Consider the following 16,992-nt stretch of genomic DNA (forward strand, 5'->3'; position numbering starts at 1 on the left):
GACCGACCGTCAGCGCAGGATCCCGGCCCGGCGGGCGGCCGTGATCCACTGCGGGAACTCGGACAGCAGCCGGTCGTACAGCTCCGGGTCGGGGAGGGTGCTGATGTCGTCCACCGAGAAGAAGCCGACGTTGTCGACCCGGCGGCCCGGCAACTGGTCGAAGTGCTCCAGCACGCCGTAGTCGGAGCGGCCGAGGCCCACGAACTGCCAGAAGATCGGCTCCTCGACGGCGGCCCGCAGCTGCGCCTCGATCTCGGAGTTGCGGTAGATGCCGCCGTCGGAGAAGAACAGCACCAGGGTGGGCAGCGGCGAGGGGAAGGCACGGACGAAATCCCGCACCTTGGCGATCACCCGGTGCTCCTCGTTCTGGATCCCGACCGCCTTCATGTCCACCCGCCCGTCGGGCTTCGGCGGCCGGATCCGGCGACGGCCGAACAGGCTCTTCAGGGCCGCCTCACCGGGCCTCACGTGCAGGCGCAGCCACTCGGGCAGCCCCGGCAGACTCAGGTCGGGCAGCCGGGCCGGACGAGTGGCGAAGGTCCACGCCTGCATGGTGCCGTCGTCGTCCAACTGCGCGGCCACGGCGGCCATCCGCTCCACCACGTCCGCGACCACGCCCCGCCCGTACAGCCCCATCATCGACCCGGACGCGTCCAGCACCAGCAGGATCCGCGCCACCACGCCCTGCGCACCGTGCTTCTGGAGGCTGACGGCGACCTGCTGCTTGCGCAAGGAGAGGCGCTTGCGCATGTCCACGGGGAGCTGCTGCTCGGCGGCGGAGACGTCCGGCGCGTGGAGCGGCCGCGGCGGCACGGCGGGCGGGAGCGGTTCCGGCGACGGCGCGGACGCGAAGGGTTCCGGCGACGGCGCGGGCTGCGAGGCCGGCGAGGACGCGAACGGGTCGGGAGCAGGCACGGGCAGCGGGGCCGGCGAGGACGCGAACGGGTCGGGCGCAGGCACGGGCAGCGGGGCCGGCGAGGACGCGAACGGGTCGGGCGCAGGCACGGGCGCGGGCAGCGGACGCAGCCTCAGCTCGCGGGTGGCGTCCGGCCGTTGTTCGGGATCGGGCGCCAACTCCGTTTCCGGCAGCGGCTGTTCCACCTGGCGCAGCCTGAGCTCCCGGGTGGCATGCACGGGCACGGGTTCCGGCTCCAGCACAGGCTCGGGCTCGGGCTCCGGCTCCGGCTCCGGCTCCGCTGCACGCTCGGTCTCCTGAGCCGGCTCGGGCTCCAACTCCGGTTCCGGCAAAGGCTCTGCCGCCGGGCGCAGCCTGAACTCGCGGGTGAGAGGTGCGCTCTCCGGCTCCGGCTCCAACCCCGCCACCGTCTCGGGCTCCGGCTCCCGTTCCGCCTCCGGTTCCTGCCCGGCGTCCGTGGGCAGCGTGAAGCCGTAGGAAGTGGCCAGGCCGGCCAGGCCGTTGGCGTATCCCTGGCCGACGGCGCGGAACTTCCAGTGGCCGCCGCGGCGGTAGAGCTCGCCGCCGATCAGTGCGGTCTCCCGGCCGGCCTCGATGGCGAAGCGGGCGAGCGGCAGGCCGGTGCGGGCGTCGGAGATCGCCAGTGTCAGGTCGCGGACCCGGCCGAAGGTGCCCTCGCCGTCGGTGGCGGCCAGCAGCAGGACGCGCTGCACCTCGGCGTCGCGGACGTCGAGCGCCGCGAGGTCGGCCTCGATCCGTTCGACGGGCGCCTCCGGCCCGCCGGTGCGCCCGCGGCACAGGACGGCGCCGGAGCGGTGCGGGGACCGGTGACGCCGGATCAGATCCTCGGCGTCGCGGGCCTGTCCCCCGGCGGTCAGCAGCAGCGCGGCGGCGGTGAGGTCGGGGGCGCCGGGTGCGGGCGTCCAGCTGAGGTCGGCGTGCACGGCGGGCACGTCGATCGGGAGGTTGCTGCCTTTGGCCAGGGATCTCGCGGTCACCGCCACAGTCTGGCCCATCGGGGGCCTGCGACGCGCCCCCCGGGCGGCAGGTTCTGCGGGCGGTGGCGGGCCCGGCGTTACGGTGGGGGCCGGACGGCGGGCGAGCCGGGAGCGAGGTGGTCCGGGTGCACGCGGTCACCGACTGGCTGCGGGGGCTGTCGGGCCCGGTGGTGTACGCGGTGGTGGGGGCCCTGGTGTTCGCCGAGGACGCGCTGTTCTTCGGGTTCGTGCTGCCGGGCGAGACGGCGGCGGTGCTCGGCGGCCTGCTGGCCCATCAGGGCAAGGTCTCGCTGGGCCTGATGGTGCTGGTGGTGGTGTCCGCGGCGATCCTCGGCGACTCGACGGGGTACGAGGTGGGCCGCCGGCTCGGTCCGGCGGTGCTGCGGACGAAGCCGATGCGCCGGCACGCGGACCGGATCGAGGGGGCGCAGGATCTGATCCGCCGTCGGGGCCCGGTGGCGGTGCTGCTGGGGCGGTTCGTGGCGTTCTTCCGGGCGTTGATGCCCGCGCTGGCGGGGGTGTCGCGGATGCCGTACCCGCGGTTCCTGCTGTTCAACGCGATCGGCGGGGTGCTCTGGGGTGTGGGGTTCACCCTGCTCGGCTACTTCGCGGGCTCCGCGTACTCGCGCGTCGAGGGCACGGTGGGGCGTTCGCTGGCGATCGCGGTGGCGGCGGTGGTGGTCGTGGGTCTGCTGGTGTGGCATCTGCGTTCGCGGCGGCGCGAGGCCCGCCGTGAGCACCGGCACGACGGCGGCGGCAACCACGACGAGCCGAAGCAGAACTGACCCGCCGTCGATCATGCCGGCCGACCGTCCCGAAGCGGGCGGGCCCGTCGGCTCCCGGGGGTGGACCGTTCGGCCCTCGGCGCAGAGCGGGCGAGGGAGCAGGCTGGAGTCATCGGGAAAGGAGTTTCTGATGAACCGTCTGCAGACCCGTAGTGTCGCCGAGGTGCTGGTGGAGACCCGCGGCGAGGTTTCGGCCGGCGCCCCCGACTATGCGCGGGTGAAGATCGCGGCCGTGCTCGACCGGATGGACGAGCCGGTCCTCGCGGTCCGGGTGCGGCTGGTGCAGGAGCCCAACCACGCGATGGCCCGGCCCTCGCTCGCCCAGGCCACGGTGGACGTCAACGGACGTCCGGTGCGGGCGCACGTCGCGGCGGCCACCATGCGCGAGGCCGTCGATCTGCTCCAGGACCGCCTGGTGTCGCGGATCGCCCGCCTGCGCCACCACCGCCGGCCGGCCCGTACGCCGCTCGGCTGGGCCGACGGCCTGGACCCGGAGCACCGCCCGCAGCGCCGCCACCGCGAGCCGGAGGACCGTCGGCTGGTGCGGCACCGCAGCTACAGCGCGGCGCGGCTGGGCGCGCTCGACGCGGTGTTCGAACTGGAGGCGATGGACTACGACTTCCAGTTGTTCACGGACGCCGACAGTGGGTGCGACAGCCTGATCTACCGCGGCGCGGCGGGCGGCTACCGGCTGGCCTCGACCGGCCCGCTGCCGCAGCCGGTGCCGGGTCTGGTGGTCAGCCGCCTGACGGTGCCCTGCCTGACGGGTGCCCAGGCCCGGGCCCGGCTGGATCTGAGCGGGCTGCCGTTCGTCTTCTACACCGATGCCGCGACCGGCCGCGGCAACGTCATGTACCACCGTTACGACGGGCACTACGGGCTGATCACGCCCGCCGCGTAGCGGTCTGGCCTCCGGCAGGCGTGGGGGTCTGTCCGGAGGCGGGAAGAGCTCTCGGTGGGTGTGGGGCCCGTCCGGGAGCGCGGGAAGAGGAGTCGGGGACGGTGTGGGGCCGTCCCCGACTCCCGTTTTTTTTGGCGCATTACCTGCCTGCTGACGGCCGATTACCTCGACATTACGTCGGCAACGAAGCATTTCGGCCAACTTGTTGCCGCATGGGTGACGCGTTCCCAACAAAGCTGGCACTGTACCGTCCCATCGCCGCAGCGGCCCTTGCAGACGCACACGCACCACACGATGCGGCGAGCACGTCGGACACCGTCCGACCCGTTCGAACCACCAGCTCTACCGGGCGGCATCATCCCTGCCCTCCCGGCTGACTCCGGCCGTACCCACGCGGCCGTCGCAGAAGGAGTTCCGTGTGACTCGATCCTCCCGAAAGACCGTCACCGCGACCGCGCTGATAGCCGGCGCCGCGATGATCGCGGCCGCCCTGACGTCCGGTGTCGCCGCCGCCGACACCACGGACCAGGCCCCGGCCGAGGTCCAGGCCATCGCCGGCGCGCTGCCGGTGCAGCTGTCGGCGGAGCAGCGCGGCGAGTTGCTGGCCGCGGCGGACGCGTCCAAGGCCGAGACCGCGAGGGCGCTGGGCCTGGGGTCGGAGGAGGCGCTGATCGCCAAGTCCGTGACGAAGGACGCGGACGGCAGCGTGCACACCCGGTACGAGCGCACCTACGCCGGACTGCCGGTGCTCGGCGGCGACCTGGTCGTGCACAGCGCCCCCGACGGCTCGACCACGGGCGTCACCAAGGCCACCGAGGCGGACATCGCGGTCGACACCGGCGAGAAGGAGAGCGCCGACTCGGCGAAGGGCCTCGCGCTGGAGAGCGCCGGGACCGCGAAGGTCGCGGAGCCCGCGGCCGACAACGTCCGCAAGGTCGTCTGGGCCGCGTCCGGCACCCCGACGCTGGCCTGGGAGACGATCGTCACCGGCACGCAGGAGGACGGCACGCCGTCCGAGCTGCACGTCATCACCGACGCGAACACCGGCAAGAAGATCTTCGAGTACCAGGGCATCGAGACCGGCGTCGGCAACAGCCAGTTCTCCGGTCAGGTCACCATCGGCACCACCGCTACGGGCGGCGGCTTCGCGATGACCGACAACACCCGGGGCGGCCACAGCACCTACGACCTGAAGGGCACCAGCGGCTCCACCAAGTCGCTGTTCACCAACCCGACCGACACCTGGGGCGACGGCACCGTCGCCAACCGGCAGACCGCCGCCGTGGACGCCGCCTACGGCGCCCAACTCACCTGGGACTACTACAAGAACGTCCACGGCCGCAACGGCATCAAGAACGACGGTGTCGGCGCCTACACCCGGGTCCACTACGGCACCAACTACGTCAACGCGTTCTGGTCCGACAGCTGCTTCTGCATGACCTACGGCGACGGCTCGGGCAACACCCACCCGCTCACCTCGATCGACGTGGGCGCCCACGAGATGACCCACGGTGTCACCTCCCACACCGCGGGCCTGATCTACAGCGGCGAGTCCGGCGGCCTGAACGAGGCCACCTCCGACATCATGGCCGCCGCCATCGAGTTCTGGGGCAACAACCCCCAGGACAAGGGCGACTACCTGGTCGGCGAGAAGATCGACATCTACGGCACCGGTGCCCCGCTGCGCTACATGGACAAGCCCTCCAAGGACGGCCGCTCCAAGGACGCCTGGTACTCCGGCCTCGGCTCGATCGACGTCCACTACTCCTCCGGCCCGGCCAACCACTGGTTCTACCTGGCGTCCGAGGGCAGCGGCGCCAAGACCGTCAACGGCGTGAACTACGACTCCCCGACCTCCGACGGCCTGCCGGTGACCGGGATCGGCCGGGACGCCGCCGCCAAGATCTGGTACCGGGCGCTCACCACCTACATGACCTCCTCCACCAACTACGCGGCCGCCCGCGTCGCCACCCTGAAGGCTGCCGCCGACCTGTACGGGCAGACCAGCGCGACCTACATGAACACCGCCAACGCCTGGGCTGCGATCAACGTCGGCCCGCGCGTCGTGGACGGCATCATGGTGGACTCCATCGACTCCCAGATCACCGCGGTCGACACCCCGGCCGATCTCCAGCTCCGCGCCACCAACTTCAATCCCGGTCAGCTCACCTTCCACGCGGAAGGCCTCCCCGACGGTCTGAAGCTCCACCCCGTCACCGGCCGGATCACCGGCACCCCGACCACGCCGGGCACCTACCAGGTGACCGTCACCGCCAAGGCCTCCCACCACAGCAGCGTCGAGACGACGTTCACCTGGAAGGTCGCCAGGGGCATCTTCGCGAACGCCACCCGGACGCCGGTCCCGGACGGCGGCGCGGCGGTCTACTCGGACGTGGTCGTCGACCGGATCGCGGGCCAGGCGCCGAGCGACCTCAAGGTGTCCGTGGACATCAAGCACACCTGGCGCGGTGACCTGGCCATCGACCTGGTCGGCCCGGACGGCAAGGTGTACTCGCTGAAGAAGGCCAACATCGGCGACTCGGCCGACAACGTGCTGGAGACCTACACGGTGGACGCCTCCGCCCAGGTCGCCAACGGCACCTGGCGGCTGAAGGTCCAGGACATGTACCGGGGAGACTCGGGCTACGTCGACAACTGGAAGCTGATTTTCTGACGGCTCACCGAGGTGGTCCGGTCGGCTCACTTCGCCGACCGGACCACCTCGCCAAGGTGCGGGACGGCCCGCACCAGGGTCAGCACCCCGCCGCGCCGCCCAGCGCGGCGGCCGGTCAGTCGCCCAGCATCCGGGCCGCCCGCTCGCGCATCTCGACCTTGCGGATCTTGCCGGTGACGGTCATCGGGAACTCCTCGACCACGTGCACGTAGCGCGGGATCTTGAAGTGGGCGAGCCGGCCGGTGCAGTACGCGCGCACTGCCTCGGCGGTGAGCGGGCGGGCGCCCTCGCGCATCCGCACCCAGGCCATCAGCTCCTCGCCGTACTTGGCGTCGGGGACGCCGATCACCTGGACGTCGAGCACGTCGGGGTGGGTGTACAGGAACTCCTCGATCTCCCGGGGGTAGAGGTTCTCGCCACCGCGGATCACCATGTCCTTGCTGCGGCCGGTGATGCTCAGGTAGCCGTCCTCGTCCATCACGGCGAGGTCGCCGGTGTGCATCCAGCCGTCGGTGTCGATCGCCTGCGCGGTCTGCTCCGGCTCGCCCCAGTAGCCGAGCATCACCGAGTAGCCGCGGGTGCACAGTTCGCCGGTCTCGCCGCGCGGCACGGTGGCGCCGGTGGCCTGGTCGACGACCTTCACCTCCAGGTGCGGTCCGACCCGGCCGACGGTGGAGACCCGGCGCTCGATCGAGTCGTCGGCGCGGGTCTGGGTGGAGACCGGGGAGGTCTCGGTCATGCCGTAGCAGATGGACACCCCGGTCATGCCCATCCGGCCGATGACGTCCTTCATCACCTCGATCGGGCAGGGCGCGCCGGCCATGATGCCGGTGCGCAGGCTGCTCAGGTCGTAGCGGTCGAAGTGCGGGTCGGCGAGTTCGGCGATGAACATGGTGGGCACCCCGTACAGCGAGGTGCAGGACTCGGCGGCGACGGCGGCCAGGGTGGCGCCGGCGTCGAACGCGGGCGCCGGGATCACCATGCAGGCGCCGTGCGAGGTGGCCGCGAGATTGCCCATCACCATGCCGAAGCAGTGGTAGAACGGGACCGGGATGCAGATCCGGTCCTGCTCGGTGTAGCCGCACAACTCCCCGACGAAGTAACCGTTGTTGAGGATGTTGCGGTGCGAGAGGGTGGCGCCCTTGGGGAAGCCGGTGGTGCCGGAGGTGTACTGGATGTTGATCGGGTCGTCGGCGGCCAGCTCCTGCGCGATCCCGGCCAGCACCGCCGGGTCACCCTGCCGCCCCGCGCGCAGCAGTTCGTCCCAGTCCGGCCCGTCGAGCAGCACCACGTCCGCGAGGTCGGCGCAGCGCGGCCGGGCCTCGGCGATCATCGCGGCGTAGTCGGAGGTCTTGAACTGCCGGGCGGCGACCAGCAGGCGCATGCCGGACTGCTTGAGCACGTACTCCAGCTCGTGCGAGCGGTAGGCCGGGTTGACGGTGACCAGGATCGCGCCGAGTTTCGCGGTGGCGTACTGGGTGAGCGTCCACTCGGCGCGGTTCGGTGCCCAGATGCCGACCCGGTCACCCCGGCCGACGCCCCTGGCGCGCAGGCCGAGTGCCACCGCGTCGACGTCGGCGGCGAGTTGGGCGTACGTCCAGCGCCGGCCGGTGGCGCGCTCCACCAGTGCCTCGCGCTCCGGGAAGGCGCGGACGGCCCGGTCGAAGTTGGCTCCGACGGTGTCGCCGAGCAGCGGGGTGTCGGACGGGCCGGCGGCGTGGCTCGGCTGGCTCGGGGCGTGCGACACGGGGGCCTCCTGGGCGCGGTGGTGCGGGACGACGAGTACCCATGCTGGCCACCGGGGCGGCCGTTGACCAGTCTCCAAGTGGGGGTGGTGCGCGCCCCGTTGACGGTCCGTCACGTCACATGCGTCGAGGCCGCCGGCTCCTGCTCGCCCGAGCAAATCGCCGAACCGGCAGCCGGGGGCGGGAGTTGGCTGATTTGATGACTCGAAGGGCGGTCGGTGGTTCCCCGGGGGTCGCGATGGTGCAGGAGAGCGAGCAGGTGCGGCTGCGGCCGTCGCCGCAGTACCGGCGGCGGCGGGCGGGGTTCGCGCTGTTCGCGGCCGGCGCGTTCGTCGGGTGCGGGCTGCCGCTGTTCGCCGGGGTGGTGACGCGGCCGGAGGCGGTGCTGGTCGACGGCCTGGCGGCCGTCGTGTGGGCGGTGGTGCTGGTCCGGCAGGTGGTGCGTGCGTGGGCGCCCGTCACGGTGGTGATCGACCCCGGGTATCTCGAACTGCGCGGCGGCCTGCGGAAGGTCCGGCTGCCGTGGGACGCGATCGACGGGATGTGCGTGCTCCCGGCCCGGGGGTACCTGCCCGCCTACGAGGCTCCGCACTTCCGGGGTTCGCTGCTGGTGCGGACCTCGCAGGGCAGCCCGGCCGGGCTGGCCGGGCGCGGCTCGCCGCGCTGGTCGGCTCCCTGGCAGGGCGTTCTGCTCGACCTGGCCCCGCTGGCGCAGCCGGCCGAGCGCCTCGACGAGGTGTTCGTCCCGCGCCTGTCGGACCGCTGGGGCGGGACGACCCGGCTGCCGGACGGCCCCGGCGCGGCCTCGGTGTTCGCGGCCGGCACGCTGCTGTCCTGGCCGGGCCGGGTGCTGCTGCGGGGGTTCCGGGCGGTGCTGATGCTGGTGATCGCCGCCGCCCTCCTCGCCACGGCCCCGCTCGGCGCCTTCGGCCCCGTTCAGCCGCTCCTGGTGCTCCTCACCCTGGTGGTGTTCGGCACGGCCGGCACCAGGTGGCTGGTCCTTCGCCTGTCCCGGCCGTGCGAACTGCGGGTGGAGAGCCGGGGCGTGGTGGTGGCCGTCGGCGGCCGGGAGCGGGCCGTGCCGTGGTCCGAGATCGCCTCGGTGGGCGCCGGGCTGCACACCGTCTCCCGCGCCGGGCAGCGGCTCGCGGTGACGTGGGTGCTCGCCCGGCTCAACCCGGGAGCGAACCCGCCGGCGCCGCTGCCGCACTGGTCCTTCCGCGCCGACGGGCAGGCCGTCCAACTCCTGCCGCTGACCTCGCCGGTGCTCGCCCAGATGCACGGACTCACCGTCTTCCCCGCCCAGTTGGCGAACGCCCTGACCCCGTACGGTTCGAACCTGCTCGCCGGGCACACCGGGCGGGCCGGGTCCGTGACGGGCGAGGCCGTCACCGTCCGGGTCGGTCAGGGGCGCGGGTCGGCGCACCGCAGTCTCGGGTCGGCGCTGCGCACCGCGCCGAGGGACCGGCCGCTGCGCGTGCTGATCGAGCCCGGCCGGTACCGGGAGGCGGGGCCACTGCTGCTGTCCGGCACCGTCGAGGTGGTCCGGGCGGAGGGCGAGGGCCAGGTGGTGATCGAGACCCCCGAGCAGTCCGCCCTGGAGTGCGAGGGCTTCGTCACGCTCGACTCGCTGACGGTGGAGGGCCGCGGCCCGGTCGCCGTCTCCACCACCGGCCGGCTGGAGCTGCGGCAGTGCCGGATCGACGCGCCCGGAGAGTACGCGCTGCTCGCCGCCCAGGGCGCCGAACTGGCGCTGCGGGACTGCGAGATCACCGCGGGCCGGACCGAACTCGCGGGCGCCGGCGGCACCTTCGAGCGCACCACGTTCCGCGCCGCCAAGGGCCACGCGCTGGTGCTGAAGGAACGCGCGAAGGCCGAGATCACCGACTGCACGATCACCGACAGCCGGGGCCGCGGCATCGACGTGACCGGCTCGACGGCGGAGATCCGCGGTTGCGAGTTCCGGGGCACCGGTGACGCCGCGATCGCCGCCGGCGACCACTCCGCGGTGCAGGTCCTGGGTTCCCGGATCGACGAGGTGCACGCCACCGGCCTCGTCTTCGACCACCAGGCACGCGGCTCCGTCCAGGACACCACGGTCAGCGGCGCCACCGTCGGCCTGTACGTCGCGCGGGGCGCCGACCCCACGGTCCGGGACTGCCTGTTCGCGCACTGCCGGGACAGCGGCGTGATCGTCGAGGACCAGGGCCGGGGACGGCTGGAGAGGTGCCGGATCGAGAACGCCGGCGTGCACGGCATCAGTGTCGCCTCCGGCGGCGTCCCGGCAGTCAACGACTGCGCGGTGGCCTTCGGCGGCACCGGCGTCAACGTGCACAAGGCGCGCGGCGACTTCACCCGGCTGCGGGTCCACGACCAGTCCGAGAGCGCCGTCCTGATCCAGGAGGGCTCGGTGGTGGAACTGGCCGAACTGCGCCTGGAACGCTGCAAGAACGGGGTGCACGGCCTCGGCACCGGTGTGACGGTCCGCCTGGTCGGCGCCGTCATCGCCGACGTGACCGCCTCCGGACTGGTGCTCCAGAACACCGCACGCGTCACCGCCGAACACGTCACGGTCGAACGGGCCGGCCTGTACGGCCTGAACTGCCGTGAGAACAGCCGGCTGACCGGGCACGACTTCACGGTCACCAAGGCCGGTGAGGCCGGGCTGCTGGCCCGCGACAGCACCACCGTGGAGATCGACCGGCTGGAGATCTCCGGCAGCCGGGGCAAGGCCCTGTGGGCGTGCGCCAACAGCCAGTTGATGCTCAGCGGGGTGCGGGTGCACGGCGCCGGGAGCGACGGCGTCCGTCTGGAGGCGGACGTGTACGGCAGCCTGACGGACTGCGAGGTCACCGGATGCGCGGGCGAAGCGGTGGTCGCCAACGACCGGGTGCGGATGGAGAACCTGCGCACCGGCGCCACCGCCGAGGACATCCTGCAGCCCGAGTCCGGCCCGATCACCGAACTCCAGCGCATGATCGGGCTCGCCGAGGCCAAGCGGCAGGTCGACGTCCAGGTCGATCTGCTCCGGCTCGCCCGCTGGCGCTCCGACGCCGACCTGCCCCCGCCGCCCCGGGCACACCACCTGGTCTTCTCCGGCCCGCCCGGCACCGGCAAGACCACCGTGGCCCGGCTGTACGGCCAGATCCTGGCCGCGCTCGGCGCCCTGAAGAAGGGCCACCTGGTGGAGGTCGCGCGCGGCGACCTGGTCGGCGAGTACCTCGGGCACACCGCGCAGAAAACCCGCCAGGCGTTCGAACGGGCGTCCGGCGGTGTGCTGTTCATCGACGAGGCGTACAGCCTGGCCCGGCGCTTCGGCGCGAACAGCGACTTCGGCCAGGAAGCCATCGACGTCCTCACCAAGCTGATGGAGGACCACCGCGACGACGTGGTGGTCATCGCGGCGGGCTACACCGAGGAGATGCGGGCCTTCCTGGACTCCAACCCCGGACTGCGCTCCCGCTTCTCCCGCATCCTCGAATTCGACCCGTACGACCCGGCCGAACTCACCGAGATCGTCCTCCGCGAAGCCGAACGGCACACCTACCGCCTCGCCCCCGAAGTCACCGACCGCCTCGTCGAACGCTTCACCCGCCGCGAGCTGCGCGGCGACCCCGCCAACGCCCGCGACGCCCGCACCCTCCTGGAGGAAATGGTCGAACGCCAGGCCACCCGCCTCGCCGGGGCCGGGACGCCGAGCCGGGAGGAGCTGATGATGCTGGTCGCGGACGACATTCCTGCGGAGGGCGGCTGGCTGTGACCGCGGAGGGCGTCCGCGCGGGGCTGTGGGCCGCGAACGCTGACGGCGTCCCTGCGGGGCAGTTGGCCGTGAACCCCGACGGCATCCCTGCGGGGCAGCTGGTCATGAACGCTGACGGCATCCGTGCGGGGCAGTTGGCCGTGAACACCGACAGCATCCCTGCGGGGGATGTGGCTGTGAACACACCGACGAAACTCCCTCGGGGAGCGGCTGGCTGTGACGACCAACGACATCCCGGCGGAGAGGAGGTGGCTGTGAACACCGACGGCATCCCGGCGGGGCAGCCGGCCATGACCGCCGACGAGGCGATCGCCCTGCTGACTCCCTGCATCAGCCTGGTCATGGCGGATCCGGCGGCGGCGGTGATGGCCTGGTTCACCACCCCCGAGGCGTACGCGGCAACGGCCGTACTGCGGGCCGGCGGGGTGCCGCCCGCCACCGACCTCCCGCTCGAACACGCCTTCGCGCTCGGCTACGGCGACCTGTTCGCGTACCTGGCCGACGGCCAGCACGACCAGACGCTGCTCGGCGAGGGGCTGCTGTGCCTGCTCCCCGTGCGGCAGCACATGCCTGAGTGGATCTCACCTGAGCTCGCACCGCTACTGGCTGTGGCCGCCGGGGATGGAACCGCCGACGGACGCGGGCCGAGCACCGACGGATCCGGGCAGGTCCCCGACGGAGGTGGGACGAGTGTCGGGCAGGCCAACGTCGCGGCGATCGGCATGGTGCTGGCGTTCCGACGTTGGCGGTACGCCGGCGCGCCTGCCTCGGCGGTTCGGCTGCTCCGCCGTGTGGTGGCCCAGTGCCCGCCGGGTGTCTCCGCACGGGGCTCGGTGCTGTCCACGCTCGGCGCGGCCCTGCTGGCCGACTGGCTCGACCGCGCCGAGCTGTCCTCGCTCGCCGAGTCCGTGGAGATCGGCCGCGCCGCCGTGGCAGCCGTTCCGGGCGCACCCGGCGAACAGGCCCGCCGGCACGCCAACCTGGGCGTCTCCCTTCGGTTCTGGTCGGACGTCACGCAGAGCGAGGGAGCGATCCAGGAGGCCGTGTCCGAGATCCGCACCGGGCTGGCCCGGTGTCCGCCCGAGGACCCCCAGTGGGCGACAACCCGCCTCGAACTCGGGTTCGTCCTGGCCCATGCCGCCGTGCTGTTCGGCGAACACGCCGTCCTGCCGGAGGCGGCCGACCTGTTGCGCGAGGCGCTGCGCCGGGCGGACGGAGCAGCGGACCCCTCGGGGTACCCGGACCGCCTCTCTTACCTGGGCATGGTGTTGATCGCCCAGGCCGCTCCGGCGCCGGAGTCCGAGCCCGACCCCGAGCCCATGGCCCGGTTGCGGGCCGAGGGCGTCGCGTTGTGCCGGCGGGCCGCCGAACTCGCGCCCACCGAGGGCTTGCGGCTCCAGCACCTGTGCAACCTGAGCCATGTGCTGCTCAGGAGCACCGCCGAGGACGACGCCGGGGCCACCGCCCTCGCGCTGGCCGCCGCGCGGCAGGTGGTCGGTCTCGCCCCGGGCGGGACCGCGCTGTCCGCCGACGCCCTGACGATGCTCGCGCACGCCCTGACCAGGCGTTACCAGGCCGCCCGGGACCCGCAGGACCTGGCGGAGGCCGTCGCCCGGGCCGTGGCGGGGTTCGAGGCCACCTCGCCGCAGTTGCCGGTGCTCCGATTGGTTCGGGGCGCCGCACTGGCGGACCTGCTGGGCCTGCGGGCCGTGGCCGAGGGAAGGGACGCCCCGTCCGCCGAGTCGCTCGCCCTGCTGCGCCGACTGGTCACGGAGCTGGCGCGGCCCACGGCGGAACGCGCGCAGGCGCTGCGTCTTCTCGCCGACCACCTACTCGACTCCGCCGTGCGGGAGGGCCGCGACGAGCGCGCCGCCGAGGCGGTGACGCACTACCGGGAGTGCCTCGAACTGCCGTCCCCCGGCCCCGACTTCGAGGCGGACGTACGCTTCTCGCTCGGGACCGCCCTCGCGCTCGGGACCGGCCAGGACGGCGGGGACGCCTGGCGGCAGGCCGCCGCGTCGATGAGCCGCGCCGCCGCGCTGTTTCCCCCGGGCGACCCACGGCGACTCGACCTGGAGGCCCGGCTCGGCGCCCACTGGATACAGCGTGCGGAGGACACCGGCGACCCGACCGCCTACCGGGAGGGGGTGGCCGTGCTGGGCGCGGTGGTGGCCGCCGACGACGGGTGCCCCGCGTCCGACCGCGTGGACCACCGGCTGCTGCTGGGTGCGGCGCTGCTGGCGCTGCTCGGCCACGGCGGCGAGAACGGGATGCTCGACCGGGCGGTGGAGCACCTCGAACAGGCCCTGGCGATGGCCCCGCCCGGCGCCCCGCAGCGGCTGGCCGTGGTCCACCGGCTCGCCGCCGCGCTCGACTCGTCCGCCGTGCTGCGCTCGGACACCGCCCCGCTCGACCGGGCCTCCGCCCTGCTGTCCGAGGCCCTCGCCGATCCTCGGGGCGACGTGGCCGACCGCGCCGACTGTCTGGTCACCCTCGGCAACAACCTGCGTCTGCGCTTCCAGCTCACCGGGGGCCCGGAGCACCTGGAGCAGGCCGCCGCCCGGCACCGCGAGGCCATCGCCCTGACCGCGCCGGAACCCCACGCGTACGCCCTCGACGGGCTCGCCACCTGCCTCGCCGACCTGTACGGCTTCCGGCCGGACGGGCAGCTGCGCGCCGAGGCGATGGACCATTGCCGTGCCGCGCTGCTGCACCTGCCGGAGCACGCCCCGGAACGCGCCTCCGTCCAGGCGGGCCTCGGCTACCTCCAGTGGTCGCTGGCGGTGGAGTCCGGCTCGGACGAGCGGATGGACGCCGCGCTCGGCACCCTGAAGGCCGCGCTGGCCTCCGCGCCCGAGGGGTACAGCGACCGGTGCCTGGTCCTCACCAACCTGGGTGCGGCCATGCTCGGCCGGGCGGCGCGAACGGGTGACCGCAGCTGGACGATGCAGGCCGTCGCCGTGTTCCGGACGGCGCTGGAGCACACCGCCCCGGGTTCGGCGCGGCGCCCGATGGTGCTGAACAACCTCGGCACGGCCCTGTTCGACCTGTCCACGAGCACCGGTGACGCCGCGCTGCGCGAGCGGGCGCTCGCCCTGCTGAGCGAGGCCGCCGACCAGCGCGGCGGGATGTCGCTGGCCCGGGAGCGCGCCGCGCTCAACCTGGCCACGGTGCGCTTCCAGCAGGCCCGCTCGGCCGAGGACGCCGCGGCCGCCGTCGAGGCCTGCCGGCGGTTGGAGGACCTGGTGGTGGAACTCGGTTCCCCCCATCCGCTGCGGACGCTCGCGCTGGCCCGCCTGGGCTTCGCCGGTCTGCACACCTCGGATCTGCTCCCCGAACGTCCCGCCCGGGCGGCGCTGCGCCGGGCCGCGGCGGCCGCCCGCGAGGCGCTCGCCGACACCACGCACGCCCCGGACCCGATGCACGCCGCGGCCCGCCAGGTGCTGGCGACGGCGCAGCTGCGGCGGGCCGAGTGGGGCGAGAGGGTCGATCTGGCGGAGGCGATGCGGCTGATCCGGCAGACGGCCGAGGACCTGACGCTGCCGCCGCACACCCGCCTCCGCGCGGCCCGGCTGTGGGGCGGCATCGCGGCGGGCACCGGCCGCTCGGCGGAGGCGCTGGAGGGTTTCGCCCACGCGGTGGGCCTGCTGTCGAGCGTGGCACCGCGTCATCTCGCCCGGATCGACCAGGAGGACCGGCTGAGTTCGGGCCGGGGGCTGGCCAGTTCGGCGGCGGCGCTGGCGATCCTGGCCGGCGATCCGGCGCGGGCGCTGGCCCTGCTCGAACAGGGCCGGGGTGTGCTGCTGGCCCAGGGCCTGGAGAACCAGGGCGACCTGTCCCGGCTGCGCGAGCTCGACCCGGTCCGCGCCGCGGAGTTCGAACGGATCCGGGACCGGCTGGGCCGGGAGCACCCCGCGCTGCAGCCGGTGGGCGCCAACGCTCCTGACGCCTTCTTCGTCCAGGGGATGTCGGGCGCCGGGGCGGCCGCCCTGCGGGACGCCGAGGAACGCCACGCGCTGTCCCGCCGCTGGGACCAACTCCTGGAGGAGATCCGGGAGTTGCCCGAGCTCGACGACTTCCTTCGCCCGCCGACCACCCGCCAGCTGCTCTCGGTGGCGGAGCGCGGCCCGGTGGTGGTGGTCAACGTCAGCGGGTACGGCTCGCACGCCCTGATCCTGACCGCCCGGGGCGGCGGCGCGCCGCGCATCGACGTCCTGCCGCTGCCGGACCTCACCCCGGAGGAGGTGGCGGCGGCCGCGCTGGTCTTCGACGAGCGGTGGATCGACGCCGCCTACGGGGACGAGGGCCTGGCACAGGCCAAGCGGGCGATGCAGATGCACGGTTCCGTTCTGGCGTGGCTGTGGGACGGTCTGGCCGCGCCCGTCCTGGACCGGCTCGGGCTGCGCGGGACCCCGCTGGACGGCGAGGAGTGGCCGCGGCTGTGGTGGTGCCCGGCGGGCCGACTGGCGTTCCTGCCGTTGCACGCCGCGGGCAAGGGCCGGCGCCTGCCGGGCACCTGGGTCCTGGACCGCGTCGTCTCCTCGTACACGCCGACGGTGCGCTCCCTGCTGCGCGCCCGGCGCAGGACGACCGTGACCGCCTCACCCCGCCGGCGCCCCGCCCCGCTGGTGGTCGCGCTCGCGCACACCCCGGGCGGCCCCCCGCTGCCCGGCGCCGAGGCCGAGGCCGCGCTGGTGACCGAGCTCTTCCCCGGCGGTGTGCGGCTGGACGGCGCGCAGGCCACCGTGGAGCAGGTCCGCCGGGCGCTGTACCGGCATTCCTGGGTGCACTTCAGCTGTCACGGCGTCAGCGACCCGGGCAGCCCGTCGAACAGCGGCCTGATCCTGCACGACGGCCGGCTCAGCGCCCTCGACCTGTTCGCGCGACGCCCGGTGGACGCCGAGCTGGCCTTCCTGTCGGCCTGTTCGACGTCCCAGGGCGGCCACGATCTGCCGGACGAGGCGGTGCACCTGGCGCCGTCCTTCCAACTGGCCGGTTTCACCCACGTCATCGGCACGCTGTGGAGCGTCTCCGACAAGGTCGCCCGCCGCGTCACCGGGGACTTCTACGCCGCGCTGGCGGCGGACGACGCGGCCGGGCTCCGCCCGTTCGACCCGGCGCCGGCCCTGCACCACGCCGTCCGGTCGCTGCGTGAACGCCTGTTGCCCGCACCGCACTTGTGGGCGGCGCACCTCCACATCGGGCCGTGAGCG

At 73.6% G+C, this 16,992-nt stretch carries 7 protein-coding genes; 5 read left to right on the forward strand and 2 right to left on the reverse strand.

Annotated elements, in window-relative coordinates:
- Positions 1 to 9: 9 nt before the first annotated feature.
- A complete protein-coding gene (locus ACZ6R9_RS19835; RefSeq protein WP_465539246.1) occupies positions 10 to 1,914 on the reverse strand; it encodes a VWA domain-containing protein in 1,905 nt (634 codons plus the stop codon).
- A gap of 125 nt (positions 1,915 to 2,039) precedes the next feature.
- Here ACZ6R9_RS19835 and ACZ6R9_RS19840 point away from each other — a divergent pair, with 125 nt between their 5' ends.
- From ACZ6R9_RS19840 to ACZ6R9_RS19850, 3 genes are all read left to right on the forward strand, one after another.
- Entirely contained in the window at positions 2,040 to 2,699 is a 660-nt protein-coding gene (locus tag ACZ6R9_RS19840; RefSeq protein ID WP_465539248.1) for a DedA family protein, read from the forward strand.
- Positions 2,700 to 2,829: 130 nt separating this feature from the next.
- Positions 2,830 to 3,600 carry a sigma 54 modulation/S30EA ribosomal C-terminal domain-containing protein gene (locus tag ACZ6R9_RS19845; RefSeq protein ID WP_380482610.1) on the forward strand — a complete coding sequence of 257 codons (771 nt, stop codon included), beginning with the start codon at positions 2,830 to 2,832 and terminating at the stop codon, positions 3,598 to 3,600.
- A 475-nt stretch (positions 3,601 to 4,075) separates the two neighbouring features.
- A complete protein-coding gene (locus tag ACZ6R9_RS19850) occupies positions 4,076 to 6,274 on the forward strand; it encodes a M4 family metallopeptidase (protein WP_465539388.1) in 2,199 nt (732 codons plus the stop codon).
- Positions 6,275 to 6,389: 115 nt separating this feature from the next.
- Here ACZ6R9_RS19850 and ACZ6R9_RS19855 read toward each other — a convergent pair whose 3' ends face one another.
- On the reverse strand, positions 6,390 to 8,021 hold the full coding sequence (locus tag ACZ6R9_RS19855) for an AMP-binding protein (protein WP_380482612.1): 1,632 nt from the start codon (positions 8,019 to 8,021) through the stop codon (positions 6,390 to 6,392).
- Positions 8,022 to 8,218: 197 nt separating this feature from the next.
- Here ACZ6R9_RS19855 and ACZ6R9_RS19860 point away from each other — a divergent pair, with 197 nt between their 5' ends.
- Both ACZ6R9_RS19860 and ACZ6R9_RS19865 read left to right on the forward strand, forming a co-directional pair.
- Positions 8,219 to 11,779: a right-handed parallel beta-helix repeat-containing protein gene (locus ACZ6R9_RS19860; RefSeq protein ID WP_465539251.1), complete on the forward strand. Its 3,561-nt coding sequence runs from the start codon at positions 8,219 to 8,221 to the stop codon at positions 11,777 to 11,779.
- 248 nt (positions 11,780 to 12,027) lie between these two features.
- Positions 12,028 to 16,989 (forward strand): CHAT domain-containing protein, encoded by a 4,962-nt coding sequence (locus ACZ6R9_RS19865; RefSeq protein WP_465539253.1) that lies wholly within the window; start codon positions 12,028 to 12,030, stop codon positions 16,987 to 16,989.
- Positions 16,990 to 16,992: the final 3 nt, after the last annotated feature.

The organism is Kitasatospora sp. NPDC048662 (assembly GCF_055587065.1).

Coding starts and splice junctions, on each gene's coding strand:
- ACZ6R9_RS19845 (WP_380482610.1), top strand. CDS start 2,830: ATGAACCGTCTGCAGACCCGTAGTGTCGCCGAGGTGCTGGTGGAGACC.
- ACZ6R9_RS19850 (WP_465539388.1), top strand. CDS start 4,076: ATGATCGCGGCCGCCCTGACGTCCGGTGTCGCCGCCGCCGACACCACG.
- ACZ6R9_RS19860 (WP_465539251.1), top strand. CDS start 8,219: ATGACTCGAAGGGCGGTCGGTGGTTCCCCGGGGGTCGCGATGGTGCAG.